General features: G+C 63.7%; 11 protein-coding genes. All 11 read left to right on the forward strand.

All coding sequences use genetic code 11. From position 1 onward, the window contains the following. The first annotated feature begins 37 nt into the window (after positions 1 to 37). The 11 genes from WC509_05825 to WC509_05875 all read left to right on the forward strand — a co-directional run bounded on the left by WC509_05825 (position 38) and on the right by WC509_05875 (position 15,717). Positions 38 to 1,285, forward strand: coding sequence for a helicase-related protein (locus tag WC509_05825; protein ID MFA5006963.1), 1,248 nt, complete (start codon positions 38 to 40; stop codon positions 1,283 to 1,285). Beyond that, positions 1,275 to 1,736: a hypothetical protein gene (locus WC509_05830; GenBank protein ID MFA5006964.1), complete on the forward strand. Its 462-nt coding sequence runs from the start codon at positions 1,275 to 1,277 to the stop codon at positions 1,734 to 1,736. Before WC509_05825 ends, WC509_05830 begins: the two co-directional genes overlap by 11 nt. A gap of 34 nt (positions 1,737 to 1,770) precedes the next feature. Then, entirely contained in the window at positions 1,771 to 2,307 is a 537-nt protein-coding gene (gene raiA, locus WC509_05835; GenBank protein MFA5006965.1) for a ribosome-associated translation inhibitor RaiA, read from the forward strand. Between the two features lie 108 nt (positions 2,308 to 2,415). Continuing rightward, on the forward strand, positions 2,416 to 4,905 hold the full coding sequence (gene secA, locus WC509_05840) for a preprotein translocase subunit SecA (protein ID MFA5006966.1): 2,490 nt from the start codon (positions 2,416 to 2,418) through the stop codon (positions 4,903 to 4,905). 15 nt (positions 4,906 to 4,920) lie between these two features. Continuing rightward, positions 4,921 to 6,021, forward strand: coding sequence for a peptide chain release factor 2 (prfB, locus tag WC509_05845; GenBank protein ID MFA5006967.1), 1,101 nt, complete (start codon positions 4,921 to 4,923; stop codon positions 6,019 to 6,021). Between the two features lie 20 nt (positions 6,022 to 6,041). Next, positions 6,042 to 6,998: a YitT family protein gene (locus tag WC509_05850; GenBank protein MFA5006968.1), complete on the forward strand. Its 957-nt coding sequence runs from the start codon at positions 6,042 to 6,044 to the stop codon at positions 6,996 to 6,998. Then, positions 6,964 to 7,782 carry a RecX family transcriptional regulator gene (locus WC509_05855; protein MFA5006969.1) on the forward strand — a complete coding sequence of 273 codons (819 nt, stop codon included), beginning with the start codon at positions 6,964 to 6,966 and terminating at the stop codon, positions 7,780 to 7,782. The genes WC509_05850 and WC509_05855 overlap by 35 nt, the downstream gene beginning before the upstream one ends. After that, the gene (glgB, locus tag WC509_05860; GenBank protein MFA5006970.1) at positions 7,772 to 9,667 is read left to right on the forward strand and encodes a 1,4-alpha-glucan branching protein GlgB; all 1,896 of its coding nucleotides are present in this window, start codon (positions 7,772 to 7,774) and stop codon (positions 9,665 to 9,667) included. The genes WC509_05855 and glgB overlap by 11 nt, the downstream gene beginning before the upstream one ends. 13 nt (positions 9,668 to 9,680) lie before the next feature. Next, a complete protein-coding gene (locus tag WC509_05865; protein MFA5006971.1) occupies positions 9,681 to 10,820 on the forward strand; it encodes a sugar phosphate nucleotidyltransferase in 1,140 nt (379 codons plus the stop codon). Next, positions 10,813 to 13,230: a glycogen/starch synthase gene (locus tag WC509_05870; protein MFA5006972.1), complete on the forward strand. Its 2,418-nt coding sequence runs from the start codon at positions 10,813 to 10,815 to the stop codon at positions 13,228 to 13,230. Before WC509_05865 ends, WC509_05870 begins: the two co-directional genes overlap by 8 nt. Positions 13,231 to 13,302: 72 nt before the next feature. After that, positions 13,303 to 15,717, forward strand: coding sequence for a glycogen/starch/alpha-glucan phosphorylase (locus WC509_05875; GenBank protein ID MFA5006973.1), 2,415 nt, complete (start codon positions 13,303 to 13,305; stop codon positions 15,715 to 15,717). Positions 15,718 to 15,748: the final 31 nt, after the last annotated feature.

The following is a 15,748-nucleotide window of genomic DNA, read 5'->3' on the forward strand; positions in this document are numbered from 1 at the left end:
ACCCGTTCCGGCGTAACATTCGGTACGGGTGGTTTTCATGAAGGAAAGCGTGGGAAGGCGCCCGCCGGGAGTCTTTGTGGCCGTTCCCGGCATCGCCGGAGGCGTCTGCCAGCGGTGCGGGACGGAAATCACGGACGGCGTCTTCGACGAATGGGGAAAACGGTATTGCCGCGCCTGCCTCGCGTTCGGGCACGTGGACGAGGATACGGTCCTCTACCGCTATGAACGTCCGCTCGCGCCGGTCGTGCACCGCTATTCGCCGGCGTTCTCGCCGACGCCCGAGCAGCAGGCGGCCTCGGCCTACGTCCGCAAACGGATCCGGGACGGCGGACGCGCCTTCGTCTACGCCGTGTGCGGCGCCGGCAAGACCGAGATCCTCTATGAAAGCATCCTCGACGCACTCAACGACGGCCGTCGGGTCTGCATCGCGATCCCGCGGAAGGACGTCGTCCGAGAACTCGCCGGGCGATTGCGACCGATCTTTCCCATGACCGGGATCGCCGCCCTGTACCAGGGGTCGAAGGACGATGCCGGCGCGCATCTGATCGTCGCGACGGTCCACCAGATGATCAACTACCACGCCGAATTCGACCTCGTCGTCCTCGACGAGGCGGACGCGTTCCCCTACCGCGGCGACGCCTTCCTGCACGGACTCGTGACCAAGGCGATGAAACCGGACGCGGCGCTCGTGGAGATGTCGGCGACACCCCTTCCCGGAGCCGCGAAGAACGCCTATTTTCTGCCCGCGCGCTTCCATCGCCGGCCGCTCGACGTCCCCGTCGTCGAATACGTCGACGGCTTGAGGGCGGCGCTCGACGGCGGCGTCGTTCCGGCGGCGGTCGGCCGCTGGCTTCGGCGCGACGGTCCGACGCGGCGCGCCCTTCTGTTCGTCCCGACGGTCGCCGTCGGACGATCGTTTTCGGCGGCGCTGGAGCGCCATGGATACCGCGTCGCGTGCGTCTCAAGCCGCGAAGCGGCCTCCCCGATCCTGATCCGGCGTTTTCGCGAGGGGCGCGTCGACCTTCTCGTCACGACGACCCTGCTCGAGCGCGGCGTGACCTTCCGGGCGATCGACGTCGCCGTCCTCGGCGCGGACGACGGGATCTTCGAACGAAACGTCCTGATCCAGATCGCCGGCCGCGTCGGCCGCAGTCCCGACGCGCCGACGGGCGAGGTCCGCTTCTTCGCCGAACTGGCGGGCGCCGCGATGACGACCGCGATCCGGGAGATCCGCAAGGCCAACCGGACGGCGCGGAGCCGGGGACTCCTGGACGATGGTCTGTGAGATCTGCGGCGCCTTCTTCGCATACCGCGCGACGTTTTTCTCGCTCGTCCGCCCGCCGCGGTTCTGTCCGCGCTGCCTCCGGAAGTACGCCGCGGGCAAGCGCGAGTGCGCCGTGCCGATCCCCGGCGGGCTCGCCCGCTTCCTCTGGGCGATCGACGCGGAAAACGTTGACCACCACCTCTCGGTGCTCCTGTACGACGGCGTCGCACCGCTCCTCGAGGCGGTCGGGGACGCCGCCCGGGGCAACGCCGTCGTCGTCCTCCTCGAGTGCGCGGAAACCGCCACGTTCGCGGATTGGTTTCCGGCCGTCGCGGCGTTCCGCGACGTGCGTTTCGTGTCCCTCTTTCTGGTCGATCCGGAACGGTTCGAAGACGCGTTTTCGAATCTTGAAGAAAGTGAGTCGATTTCATCGCGTCCCGTTTACAAACATCACAATTCGATGTTAGAATGAAGTTGCATCACATCCATCGAGAGGAGTGAAAGCCATGAAACTGGAAGTCAGAGGCAAGAGCGGCCTGGAAATCACGCCGGCCATCCGCAGTTACGTCGAAAAGAAGCTCCGCAAGATCGAAAAGGTGTTCAACGAGGAACTCGAAGCCGTGGTCGTGTGCAAGTACTACCGCGACCTCACCAAGGTCGAGATCACGATTCCCATCAAATTCATCACCATCCGCGCCGAGGTCGAGGACAAGGACATGTACGCCGCCATCGACCTGGCCGTCGACAAGCTGGAAGCCCAGATCCGCAAGAACAAGCACAAGCTGAACCGGAGCCTGCAGGAGCGGGCGGGACTCAGGGACGCCTTCAAGGAGGACGGCCTCGACCTCGAGGCCCTCGAGAAGGAACTCATCGGTCCGGTCCGCAAGAAGCAGATCAAGCTCGACATCCTCTCCTACGACGAGGCCTTGACCCAGATGGGACTCCTCGGACACGACTTCTTCATCTACCGCAACGAGGATCGCCAGGTCTGCGTGATGTACAAGCGCGACGACGGCGGATACGGCCTGATCGAAACCGAATGAAGCCGAGGGTGACCTTAAAAAGGTCACTCTTTTTTCGGAGCGGGAATTTCAGTTGTCGTTCATCACGATTCTATGGTATGATATTAAATGTCAAATAGAGGTGACCCCATGTTCTCATTCCTAGATACCAACAAGCGGACCCTGCGGCGGCTCGAAAAGATCGCCGACCGGGTCCTCGCCCTCGCCGATTCCTTCAAGGCGCTGACGGACGACCAGATCCGCGAAAATACCGTTTCCTACAGGAAACGCGTCGAAGCGGGAGAACCGCTCGACGCAATCCTCGTCGAAGCCTTCGCGAACGTCCGCGAAGCCTCCACCCGCGTCACCGGGATGACCCCCTTCAAGGTCCAGGTGATGGGCGGCGTCGTGATCCACGAAGGCAACATCGCCGAGATGAAGACCGGTGAAGGTAAGACCCTCACCGCCGTCATGCCCGCCTATCTGAACGCCCTCGGCGGCACCGGCGTGCACATCGTGACCGTGAACGAGTACCTCGCCGGCCGTGAAGTCAACGGCGAGATCGGCGATTTGTTCCGCTTCCTCGGCCTCACCGTCGGACTGAACGTCCGCGAACTGACCCCCGAGCAGAAGCGCGAAGCATACGGCTGCGACATCCTGTACTCGACCAACAACGAGCTCGGGTTCGACTATCTTCGGGACCACATGGTGATCTACCGGGAAGCGATCGTGCAGCGACCGCTGTCGTTCGCGATCATCGACGAGGTCGACTCGATCCTGATCGACGAGGCCCGCACCCCGCTGATCATTTCCGGCGGCGAGAAGAACACGGGCGAGCTCTACCAGCGCGCCAACGGCTTCGCGATCCGGCTGTCCCCCGAGGACTACACCGTCGACATCAAGGACAAGACCGTCAGCCTGACGGATGCCGGCATCAAGAAGGGCGAGGCGCAGTTCGGCGTCGAGAACCTCTACGACCTCGACAACGTCGTCCTCCTCCACCACATCAACAACGCCCTGAAGGCGAACTACACGATGTCCCGCGACGTCGATTACGTCGTTCAGGACGACACCGTCATCATCGTCGACCCGTTCACCGGCCGCCTGATGCACGGCCGCCAGTTCTCCGAAGGCCTCCACCAGGCCCTCGAGGCGAAGGAAGCCGTGCAGATCAAGAAGGAGACCACGACGCTCGCCACGATCACCTTCCAGAACTTCTTCCGCATGTACAAGAAGCTCGCCGGCATGACCGGCACGGCGAAGACCGAGGAAGAGGAGTTCCGCAACATCTACAACATGTTCGTCGTCGAGATCCCGACCAACCGGCCGGTCGTCCGCGTCGACGACAACGACCTCATCTTCGCCTCGATGAAGGCGAAATACGTCGCCCTCGCCGACGAGATCGAACGTCGCCACAAGCTCGGCCAGCCGATGCTCATCGGCACGATCTCGATCGAAAGTTCGGAACTGCTCTCCGAACTCCTGCGGCGCCGCCAGATCAAGCACAGCGTCCTGAACGCCAAACAGCACGAACGCGAAGCCGAAATCGTCCTCAACGCCGGACAGATGGGCGCGGTCACGATCGCGACCAACATGGCCGGCCGCGGCACCGACATCAAGCTCGGCCCCGGCGTCAAGGAACTCGGCGGACTCGCCGTCCTCGGCACCGAGCGGCACGAGTCGCGCCGCATCGACAACCAGCTCCGCGGCCGCGGCGGCCGCCAGGGCGACCCCGGCTACTCGCGCTTCTACCTTTCCGCCGACGACGACCTGCTCAAGCGCTTCGGCGGCGACCGGTTCAAGAAGATGATCGGGATGATCACGACCACGAAGGGCTCGGACGTCGAGACCCCGCTCGACTACGGCATGTTCTCCAAACTCGTCCTGCGCGCCCAGCACCAGATCGAGGGCAACAACTTCGACCGCCGCAAGACCGTCCTCCAGTACGACGAGGTCCTGCGCCGCCAGCGCGAGATCATCTACGGGCAGCGGACCGACGTGCTCTTCAACGAATCGATCGAGCCGTCCGTCGACCAGATGGTCGAAGCGACGATCGACGGCCTGATCGCCCGCCACGGCGACGACCGCGAACAGCTCTTCAAGGAACTCGACCGCTACTGCGCCAAGGACGTCGTCGACCGCGCGATCCTCGTCAATCCGGCCACCGATCCGAAGCAGTACGCGATGGACCTCTACCGCCGCGAGACGGCCTCGAAGAAGGCCGTCGCCGGCGAGAAGCCCTACAACGAATTCCTGAAGGCGATCACGCTTCGCGTCGTCGACACCTTCTGGGTCCAGCACATCGACGCGATGAGCGAACTGCGCCAGGCGGTCACGCTCCAGAGCTACGGCCAGATGAATCCGTTCCGCGAGTACCAGGAACGCGGCTTCCAGATGTTCGAGACCATGGTTCAGAACATCCAGCGCGACGTCACCCGCTTCGTCCTGAAGGCGCAGGTGCGCATGAACACGGAGCGCGTTCAGGTCGCCAAGCCGATCCGCGCCCTCTCCGGCAAGGAAGACGAGAACGTCAAGAAGCAGCCGGTCCGCACCACCAAGACCGTCGGCCGCAACGATCCGTGCCCCTGCGGCTCGGGCAAGAAGTACAAATACTGTCACGGCCAGGGCCGCGACGTCTGAAACGAGGGTTCTCCCATGACCTACCCGGAACTGAAGGTGCTGCTCGCCGAACTCGACGACGAGTACGCGAAGATGTCGGATTCGTTCGACCATAACGGCTATGCCTCCCGGATCGCCGAACTCGATGCGAAGACGAAGGCGGACGGCTTCTGGAACGACCAGAAGTCGGCCCAGGCGGTCATCGCCGAACTGAACGAATGCCGCTTTCTCGTCGGTCTCCGGGACGAGATCAGGGACATCCTCGAGACCCTCCGGATGACGTACGAACTCGCCCTCATCGACGAGACCATCGACCTGACTCAGGTCGAAGCCGACGCCCTGCGCTTCCGCCAGAAGATCGCCGACCTGTCGGTCCGCCTCTTCCTCTCCAAGCCCTACGACAAGTTCAACGCGATCATCGAGTTTCATCCGGGCGCGGGCGGGACGGAATCGCAGGACTGGGCGCAGATGCTCTACCGCATGTATCTCCGCTGGGCCGAGTCGCGCCGCTTCAAGGTGACCGTGCTCGAATACGAGGACGGCCAGGAGGCGGGGTTGAAGTCGGCCACGATCCAGGTCGCCGGCAAGAACGCCTACGGCTACCTCAAGGCCGAATCGGGCGTCCACCGCCTCGTCCGGATCTCGCCGTTCGACGCCGCCGGACGCCGCCACACGAGCTTCGCCTCCGTCTCGGTCGTCCCCGAACTCGACGACTCGATCGACATCCAGATCCCCGACGGCGACCTGCGCATCGACGTCTACCGCTCGAGCGGCAACGGCGGCCAGGGGGTCAACACGACCGACTCCGCAGTCCGCATCACGCATCTGCCGACGCGGATCGTCGTCACCTGCCAGAACGAGCGCAGCCAGATCCAGAACCGCGAGACCGCGATGAAGGTCCTCAAGGGCAAACTCTACCAGCTCGAACTCGAGAAGAAGCAGCAGGAACTCTCCGGGCTGATGACGAACACCGTCTCGAACGCGTTCGGATCGCAGATCCGCTCGTACGTCTTCTGCCCCTACACGATGGTCAAGGATCATCGGACGGGCGAGGAGACGGGCAACGTCCAAAAGGTCATGGACGGCGATCTCGATCCGTTCATCAACGCATACCTGATCCAGAACAGCGCGTCCTGAGGGGACGACAAGAGGAACGTATGGACGTCAACGGCACGAAACGCACTTTCCGGATCCGCCGCATCGGCAAGATCGAACAGTACTTCTGGCTCACCCTCGGCATCTTCGTGATGGCCGTCGCGTATTATTTCTTCGTGCTGCCCTCCGGCCTCGTGACCGGCGGCGCCACCGGCATTGCGATCATCATGACGCGCTTTTTCCCGAACGTTCCGCTGTCCGCGTTCTCGCTCATTTTCAACACCGTGTTCATGATGCTCGCGCTCGCCTTCCTCGGGAAGAAGGAGTTCCTCAACACGGTCATGGGATCGCTCATGTTCCCGGCGTTCCTCGCCTTCTTCGAATTCGTCTTTCCCGATCCGTCCGCGCTCTACGGCGAAGGCGACCTTTTGCTCGTCAGCCTCTACGCCGGCATGCTCATCGGCGCCGGCTTCGGGATCGTCTGCAAATACGGCGGATCGACCGGCGGCACCGACATCGCGATCAAGGTCGTGAAGCGGTACACCCCGCTTTCGCTCTCCGCTTCGGTCTACGTCGTCGAGGCGTCGATCATCGTCGCCGGCGCCCTGACCTTTCCGACCGGTCTCAACGAAGGCATCCTGACGGCGCTCTACGCGATCGTCGTCGTCTTCATCTCCGGCAAGGTCTCCGACTCGATCGTGATCGGATCGCAGTCGAAGAAGGCAGTCAACATCATCACCGACCACCCCAGGGAGATCAAGACGGAGATCTACAAGATCCTCCGCCGCGGCATGACCGAGATCCAGAGCCAGGGCGGATACACCGAGAACAGGAAGACGATGCTCGTCATCGTCATCCTGAACGACGAGTACCACATCGTCCGCAACATCATCGTCAACACCGATCCGAAAGCATTCGTCTACGTGACTCCGGCCTCGGAGATCCACGGCGAATGGTCGAGCAGGGAAGAGGCGGTCGTGCGCCATGAGGACGGTCAAGAGCTTCTCCAGAAACGCTAGGGGCGACTACGAGGTCGCCATCGCGGGGGACGACGGCGTCGTCGCCCCGTTTCGGCTTTCCGAAGACCTCGTCGTCGAATACCGCCTGCTTCCCGGCCGGACCCTCGAGGAGGCCGACTACCGCCGGCTCCTTTCTGACGCCGACGCCGACGGCCTCTACGGCGCCGCGCTCCGGTCGATCGCGCGGGCGCCGCGTACTTCACGCGAGATCCGCGCCTTCCTCGCGGCCCGGACCGAGGATCCGACGCTCGCCGACCGGGTCTACGCGAAACTGCTCGCGAAGGGGTACGTCGACGACCTCGCCTACGCGCTCGCCTACGTCGACTACCATTTCGGCACGCGGCGCGACGGCCCGGTGAAACTGCGCTTCGACCTCGAGCGCAAGGGCGTCTTCCGCGACTACGTCGAGGAGGCCGTGTCCGGGCTGGACTCGAAGGCCGTCGCCCGCAACCTCGCCTGCCTGTTCGACCGGCGGCTTCCGCAGCTTTCCTCCCGGCCCCGCGCCAAGGCGGTCCGGGCGATGAAGACCCACCTCCTCCAGCGGGGGTACGACCCGTCCGTCGCGATCGCCTACGTCGACGGCCGTCTGGCCGACTTTCCCGCCGGGGAAGACGAAGAGAAGAAGGCCGCGACCGACCTCGTCAAGGCGAGGAAGCGGCTCTCGGCGAAGGGAATCGACGGCCATGCCCTCCGGGCGAAGCTGATCCAGGCGCTCATGAACAAGGGCTACCGCTACGATACGATCCGACGCGTCATCGACAAGGAGGAAGACGATGAATCCTAAGATGTCCGATTTCGACCTGTTCCTGTTCCACGAAGGCAAGCTGCGCGAGGCAGACCGCCATTTCGGCGCCCACATCGTCCGCGACGAGGCGGGTGCGACGACCGGCGTCGAGTTCACCGTCTACGCCCCGCACGCCCGGATCGTCTCGGCCGTCGGCGAGTTCAACGACTGGGATTCCCGCACCCACGTCCTCGAGAAGACGGATCCGACGGGAATCTGGAGCCTGTTCGTCCCCGGCATCGGCGAGTGGACGAAGTACAAGTACTGCATCGTCACGAGCTACGGGCAGACGATCTTCAAGGCCGATCCCTACGCCTATTTCGCCGACCTGCGGCCGGAGACCGCCTCGAAGGTCTACGACCTCGACGGCTACGTCTGGCACGACTCGACCTATCTCGAGAAGCGCCGCGCGCGTCGCCACGAAAACGACGGGATGGCGATCTATGAGGTCCATCTCGGCACCTGGATGACGAAGCCGGACAAGTCGTACCACAAGTACAACGAGCTCGTCGACTACCTGATCCCGTACGTCAAGGCGAACGGGTTCACGCACGTCGAACTGATGCCCCTGGTGGAACATCCGCTCGACGAATCCTGGGGCTACCAGGGGACCGGATTCTACGCCGCCACCTCGCGCTACGGCGTTCCGAAGGACCTGATGTACCTGATCGACAAGTGCCACGAGCACAACATCGGCGTGATCCTCGACTGGGTTCCCGGGCACATCTGCAAGGACGCCCACGGCCTATACATGTTCGACGGCGAGCCGACCTACGAGTACGCCGACTACAAGATCCGCGAGAACGTCGTCTGGGGGACGGTCAACCTCGACCTCGGGAAGGGCGCGACGAGGAGTTTTTTGATCTCCAACGCGCTCTTCTGGATCCGCCGCTTCCACGCCGACGGGTTCCGCATCGACGCCGTGTCCAACATCGTCTACTACCTCGGCAATTCCGCCGTCGGCGAGAACCGTCCGGCGATCGAGTTCCTCCAGAACCTCTCCGTCGCGGTGAAGCAGGAGGACTCCTCGGTCCTGCTCATCGCCGAGGATTCGACGACCTATCCGAACATGACCCGGTCCGTCGCCGAGGGCGGCGTCGGCTTCGACTACAAGTGGAACATGGGGTGGATGAACGACACCCTCCGGTATTTCGAAAAGGATCCGGTCTACCGCAGGTACCACCACGACCTGATCACCTTCGGGCTCGTCTACGCCTTCTCGGAACGCTTCGTGCTGCCGCTGTCGCACGACGAGGTGGTCCACGGCAAGCGGTCGCTCGTGAACAAGATGCCGGGCGACTACTGGCAGAAATTCGCCAACTACCGCACCCTCCTCGGCCTGCAGTTCACCCATCCCGGGAAGAAGCTCCTGTTCATGGGCGGGGAGTTCGCGCAGATGCACGAGTGGAAGGACAAGGAGGAACTCGACTGGTTCCTCCTCCAGTATCCGCTCCACGAGCGCGCGGGAAGGTACTGCCGCGACCTGCTTTCGGTCTACCGCAGCCACAAGGCGCTCTACGAACTCGACGCCTCCCCCGAGGGCTTCCGCTGGATCGATTCGGCGAACCGCGACCAGTCGATCTTCTCCTATGTCCGCTATTCGTCCGACAAGGACGACTTCTGCCTCGTCGTCCTCAACATGACCCCGGTCGCCTACGACGCCTATCGCGTCGGCGTCCCGCGGGCGGGCGTCTACGAGGAGATCCTGAACAGCGACAAGGACGTCTACGGCGGCTCCAACGTCTACAACGGCCTGCCGCTCATGTCGGAACCGGAACCGATGCACGCCTGCGAGCATTCGGTCACGATGAAGATCGCGCCGCTGTCGGCGACGATCTTCCGTTTCCGCCCGCGTTCCGCGAGCGCGGCCGACGAACGGGACTAGGGGGGACGGACGGATGAAGAAGACGATCGTCGCCATGATTCTCGTCGGCGGAAAGGGCGTCCGACTGAAGGAAATCACCAAGGACACGGCCAAACCGGCCGTGTCTTTCGGCGCGAAGTACCGTCTGATCGACTTCACCCTCTCCAACCTCGCCAATTCGAACGTCGACGTCGTCGGGATCGTCACCCAGTACGAACCGTACGAGCTGATGAACTACATCGGGTCCGGGGCCTCCTGGGACCTCGACAACATCGACGGCGGCGTCCGCTTCCTCACCCCGTACTCCTCCGCCGAGAACGTGATGTGGCAGAAGGGGACGGCACATGCCGTCCGCCAGTACTTCAGCTTCGTCCGCGAATTCGCCGCCGACTACGTCCTGATCCTCTCCGGCGACCACATCTACAAGATGGACTATCAGAAGATGCTCGCGCACCACGTGAGCCGCCGCGCCGTCATCACGATCGCCGGCATCGAGGTCGACTGGGAGGATCCGTCGCGCTACGGCATCATCGAGACCGACGCCTTCGACCGCGTCGTCGGCTTCGAGGAGAAGCCCGTACGGCCGAAGTCGAACCTCGCCTCGATGGGCGTCTACCTCTTCAACACGCGCGACCTCGAACGCCTGCTCGCGGGCGGTCCTCAGGACGAACTCGTCGACTTCGGGAAAAACGTCATCCCCCATGCGATCCGCTCCGGCGAGGAAGTGTCCTGTTACCGCTTCGGCGGCTACTGGCGCGACGTCGGCACGGTCGAATCGCTCTACCGAGCGAACATGGACATGCTCGACGATCCTGAGTTCCTCGGCCTCAACTCCTCGAAGAACCTGCCGGTCTACTCGCGGTCGCTCAACCTTCCGCCGCACGTCGTGCTCCCGTCCGGATCGGTGCGGTCGTCGGTGATCGCCGACGGGTCCACGATCGACGGCACGGTCGTCCATTCGACGGTCGCCTACCGCTCCGTGGTGATGAAGAACGCCCACGTCGAGGACTGCGTCCTGCTTCCGGACGTCTTCGTCTCCGAGAACGCCACCCTCAGGAACGTCATCGTCAACGCCGGCGTGATCGTGCCGGAGAACTACCGCCTCGAGGCAGCCGAAACGGTCGTCCTCGACACCGCCAACCTCACGTCGCTGGGAGGTCGGTCCGATGAATGACCTCTTCATGGTCGTCGACGCGACCGCCAAGGGCAGTTTCGCCCAGCTCACGCGCCACCGCATGCCGGGGGCGCTTCCGTTCGGAGCGAAATACCGCCTCGTCGACTTCACCCTCTCCAACTGCAAGAACTCCGGGATCAAGAACGTCGCCATCTTCCCCTACGGCAACTACCGTTCGCTCGCCGACCACATCGGTTCCGGCGAACGCTGGGACCTGTCACGCCGCAAGGACGGCATCTTCATCCTCCAGCCGAAGAACATGAACCTCACCTACGAGGACGCGATCAGCTTCCAGAGGATGTACGAGCACCAGGAGTACTTCCTCCGGAGCACCCAGGAGTACGTCGTCGTCACCTCGGCCAACATCGTCTGGAACATCGACCTGAACGTCGTCCTCCACGACCATCTGATGAAGCACGCGGACGTCACCGAGGTCCGCGACCAGGACGGCAAGCGCCTGAACACCTTCATCATCGCCCGCAAGACGCTCCTGTCCTACGTCCTCGACTACGACGGGATCAACTTCCGCAACATGAACGAGGTCTTCGACTACGCCCCCGAGCTGGTCCGCAACACCTACGTGTTCGAATCCGCCTGCTTCCTGATCGAGAGCCCGAAGGACCTCTACCGCGCCGACATGGCGCTCCTCGAACTCGACGTCAAGAGCCAGCTCTTCAACCCGAACCGCCCCGTCTACTCGAAGGAGACGATGTCCTCCCCCTCACGCTACGGCGAGCACGCCGACATCAAGGGGGCGATCGTCGCCTCCGGCGCCGTGATCGACGGCACCGTCATCAATTCGCTCATCGGCCGCAAGGCCGTGGTCCGCAGGGGCGCCGTCGTCGTCGATTCGGTCGTGATGAACCAGTGCGACATCGGCGAGGACGCCGTCGTCAAGGGCGCGATCCTCGACAAGGAGACCGTGGTCCTCGCCGGTGCCGTGATCGAGGGCACCGCCGACGACCTCTTCCTCACCGAGAAGAAGCAGGTCGTCGCGAGGGACGTCGACCTCACCGTCCTGCAGGTCGCCGCCGAATGCGTTCCGTACGTCAAGACGGGCGGCCTTGCCGACGTCGTCGGCGCGCTCGCCGTGCGCTATCCCGCGCTCGGCGTGCGCTCGTCCGTGATGATGCCGCTGTATCCGAGGATCAAGGAGAAGTACCACCTCTTCCTCGAGAACGTCTGCGACCAGATCGTCGAGTACGGCGGGACGCGGTACAAGACCTCGCTCTTCCGCGTGACCGACAACGGCGCCGTCTTCCTCTTCGTCGAGTCCTACGACTTCTTCGACCGGCCGGCGCTCTACGGCTACGAGGACGACGGCGACCGCTTCGCCTTCTTCGCGAAGGCGGCCGTCGGCTACCTCTCGGCGCTCGACGAACAGCCCGACGTCGTGCACGTGCACGACTGGCATCCGGGTCTTGTGCCGCTTTTGCTCAAGCGCGACCCGCGCTATCGCGACCTGAAGACGGTCCTCACCGTCCACAACGTCGAATACCAGGGGGTCTCGCCGTCGTCGGTGATCACGAAACTCGGCATCCCCGACTACCAGATCACCTCGGCCTACGTCAACTTCCTCGAGTCGGCGCTCTACAACGCCGGCCGGATCACGACGGTCTCGCCGACGTACCGCGACGAGCTCCATTACGAATACTACGCGAAGAACCTGATCGAGGCCTTCCTCCGCCGCGACCGCGACTTCTACGGGATCCTGAACGGCCTCGACCCCGACGTCGGACCCGAAAACGACCTCACGATCCGGAAACGCTACGACGCCTCCACGGCATCCGCGGGGAAACGCGCCTGCAAGGAACACCTGCAGAAGGCGATGGGACTCCTCGAGGGCGAAGACCGCTTCGTCGCGGCGATGGTCACCCGCATCGCCGAACAGAAGGGTTTCGACATCCTGATCGCGGCGTTGCCCGAGATGATGGCCGACCCGGCCGTCGAGTTCGTCCTGCTCGGCACCGGCGAAGACCGCTACGTCGACGCCCTGAAGGCGATCGCGGAGCGCTACCCCGGACGGATCCGCCTCAACATCGGCTACGATTCCGCCAATCCGAACGCGATCTACGCCGGCGCGGACGCGTTCCTGATGCCCTCGCGCTTCGAGCCGTGCGGCACCGGCCAGATGATCGCGCTTCGCTACGGCACCGTGCCGATCGTCCGCCAGACCGGCGGACTCAACGACACGGTCGAGACCTTCGACGCCGTCGCCCGGCGCGGGAACGGCTTCAAGTTCTACAACTACGACGCCCGCGACCTCGTCTACCAGTTCCAGAACGCCTTCCACCTGTTCCGCGACCGGCGCGAGGACTGGGACCGCCTCGTCCAGAACGCGATGGCCTCGCGGTTCCCGCTCGAGGCGTCCGCGAAGGCGTACGTCGAGCTGTACAAGACGATGCTGTAACCGATTACCTGAGATTCTTCTCGCGTTGCGTGCGCGTGCGATGGTATAATGCTCCGTAGTGAGGTGTCAACCATGAAACAACCCCATTTCCAATCTCCCGCCGTCTTCGCGGCGACGTTCGTCGAACGGCTCCGCGCGACCTATCTGACCGACGTCGCTTCTTCGAGCGTGCGCCAGCGCTTCAACATCCTCGGGACCCTCGTCCGCGAAGCGATCGCCGACGACTGGATCGCCACGTCCCGCCGCCTCGAGGAGCGCGGCGCCAAGGAAGTCTACTATTTCTCGATGGAGTTCCTGATGGGCCGCCTGATCACCAACAACCTGATCAACATGGGCGTCCGCGACGTCGCCGAACAGGCCTTCGATGGCCTCGGCCTCGACCTGAACGAACTCGAGGAGTTCGAATCCGACCCCGGTCTCGGAAACGGCGGTCTCGGCCGCCTCGCGGCCTGCTACCTCGATTCGATGGCCTCGCTCGGGATCCCCGGCTTCGGCCACTGCATCCGCTACCGCTACGGTCTCTTCCGCCAGGCGATCAAGAACGGATACCAGGAGGAGCGTCCCGACAACTGGCTCTCCGACGGGTACGTCTGGGAGGTCCGCAAGGAGGAGGAGTCCGAGGACGTCGCCTTCGGCGGCAACGTCGAATGGGTCGACGGGAAGTTCGTCTACCGGCCCGGGATGTACGTGCGCGCCGTGCCCTACGACGTCCCGATCGTCGGCGCCGACAACGGCGTCGTCAACCACCTGCGGCTCTGGAACGCCGAGGCGTCGCGCAAATATCCGAAGGGGCGTTCGGCGTTCGAGTACGAGTTCGAACTCCAGAAGCTCTCCGGCTTCCTCTATCCCGACGACACCACCGAGGACGGCAAGCGGCTCCGGCTGATGCAGCAGTACTTCTTCACCTCGGCCGGCGTGAAGGGCGTCGTGCGCCGCCACAAGGCGCGCTTCGGCACCGTCCGCAACCTCGCCGAGAAGGCCGTCTTCCACATCAACGACACGCACCCGACGCTGATCATCCCGGAACTGATGCGCATCCTCGTCGACGAGGAGGGCATGGAGTGGGAAGACGCCTGGCGGATCGTGACCGCATCGACCGCCTATACGAACCACACGATCATGTCCGAGGCGCTCGAGAAATGGCCGACCTATCTCCTCCAGCCGGTCCTGCCCAGAATCTTCCAGCTGATCGAGGAGATCAACCGCCGCTTCACCAACGATCTCCTCGAACGCTACACCTACGACCAGATCGAGAAGGTCAACCGGATGGCGATCATCGCCGGCGGCCAGGTCCGGATGGCGAACCTCTGCCTCGTCGCCTGCCGTTCGGTGAACGGCGTCGCGAAGCTCCACACCGACATCCTGAAGAACATCGAGATGAACGACTTCTACCGGCTCATGCCGGAGAAGTTCAAGAACGTGACCAACGGCATCACCCACCGCCGCTGGCTGATCCACTCCAACCCGGAACTGACCGCAATCCTCGACGGCGCGATCGGCGTCGGCTGGCGGAAGGATCCCGCGAAGCTTTCCGACTTCGAACGCTTCGCCGACGACGGCGCGGTCCAGGCCTCGATCGCGGAGATGAAGCGCGCCAAGAAGGCCGCCCTCGCCGCCCGGATCCGTTCCGAGCACGGCGTCGAGGTCGATCCCGACTCGCTCTTCGACATTCAGGTGAAGCGCCTCCACGAGTACAAGCGCCAGCTGCTGAACGCGCTTCACATCATGGCGGTCTACGAGAAGCTCAAGACCGATCCCGCCTTCAAGGCCGGATACGTGCCGCATACCTTCGTCTTCGGCGCGAAGGCCGCCGGCGCCTACTTCTTTGCCAAGAAGGTCATCAAGCTGATCAACACGATCGGCGACAAGGTGAACGCCGATCCCGACACGAACGCGCTCCTCAAGGTCGTCTTCGTGGAAAACTACAACGTCAGCTACGCCGAGAAGATCATGCCGGCGGCGGACCTCTCCGAGCAGATCTCGACCGCCTCGAAGGAGGCCTCCGGCACCGGGAACATGAAGTTCATGATGAACGGCGCCCTCACCATCGGCACCGAGGACGGGGCCAACGTCGAGATCCACGAACTGGTCGGCGACGACCACATCTTCGTCTTCGGCCTCCGATCCGAGGACGTGACGCGGATCGCGCGCGAGCGCAACTACCGCCCGATGGACCATTACGAATCCGACCCCGAGCTCCGGCTGACCCTCGACCGGCTCGTGAACGGCTTCTTCCAAAACGTCGCCCCCGACGAGTTCCGCGAGATCCGCGACCGGCTCCTCTACGACGACACGTATCTGATCCTGAAGGATTTCCGGGCCTACTGCGACGCCCACGAACGGGCGAACGAGGCCTACAAGGACCCGCGGCGGTGGTTCCGGTCGGCGATCGTCAACATCGCCCGGAGCGGCGTGTTCAGCTCCGATCGTTCCATCCGCGAATACGCGGAGGGCATCTGGCACGTCGAACCGTCCTGCCTGCCGTGAACCGGCGGATCCCGCTTTCGACGGGATCCGC

The sequence above is a fragment of the Candidatus Izemoplasmatales bacterium genome (genome assembly GCA_041649275.1).
In the GTDB taxonomy this organism is placed as follows: domain Bacteria; phylum Bacillota_I; class Bacilli_A; order Izemoplasmatales; family Hujiaoplasmataceae; genus UBA12489.

Excerpts from the sequence above, each read along its gene's own strand:
- secA (MFA5006966.1), top strand. The coding sequence starts at position 2,416 with ATGTTCTCATTCCTAGATACCAACAAGCGGACCCTGCGGCGGCTCGAA.
- WC509_05825 (MFA5006963.1), top strand. The coding sequence starts at position 38 with ATGAAGGAAAGCGTGGGAAGGCGCCCGCCGGGAGTCTTTGTGGCCGTT.
- WC509_05850 (MFA5006968.1), top strand. The coding sequence starts at position 6,042 with ATGGACGTCAACGGCACGAAACGCACTTTCCGGATCCGCCGCATCGGC.
- WC509_05865 (MFA5006971.1), top strand. The coding sequence starts at position 9,681 with ATGAAGAAGACGATCGTCGCCATGATTCTCGTCGGCGGAAAGGGCGTC.
- WC509_05855 (MFA5006969.1), top strand. The coding sequence starts at position 6,964 with ATGAGGACGGTCAAGAGCTTCTCCAGAAACGCTAGGGGCGACTACGAG.
- raiA (MFA5006965.1), top strand. The coding sequence starts at position 1,771 with ATGAAACTGGAAGTCAGAGGCAAGAGCGGCCTGGAAATCACGCCGGCC.
- WC509_05870 (MFA5006972.1), top strand. The coding sequence starts at position 10,813 with ATGAATGACCTCTTCATGGTCGTCGACGCGACCGCCAAGGGCAGTTTC.
- WC509_05830 (MFA5006964.1), top strand. The coding sequence starts at position 1,275 with ATGGTCTGTGAGATCTGCGGCGCCTTCTTCGCATACCGCGCGACGTTT.
- WC509_05875 (MFA5006973.1), top strand. The coding sequence starts at position 13,303 with ATGAAACAACCCCATTTCCAATCTCCCGCCGTCTTCGCGGCGACGTTC.
- glgB (MFA5006970.1), top strand. The coding sequence starts at position 7,772 with ATGAATCCTAAGATGTCCGATTTCGACCTGTTCCTGTTCCACGAAGGC.
- prfB (MFA5006967.1), top strand. The coding sequence starts at position 4,921 with ATGACCTACCCGGAACTGAAGGTGCTGCTCGCCGAACTCGACGACGAG.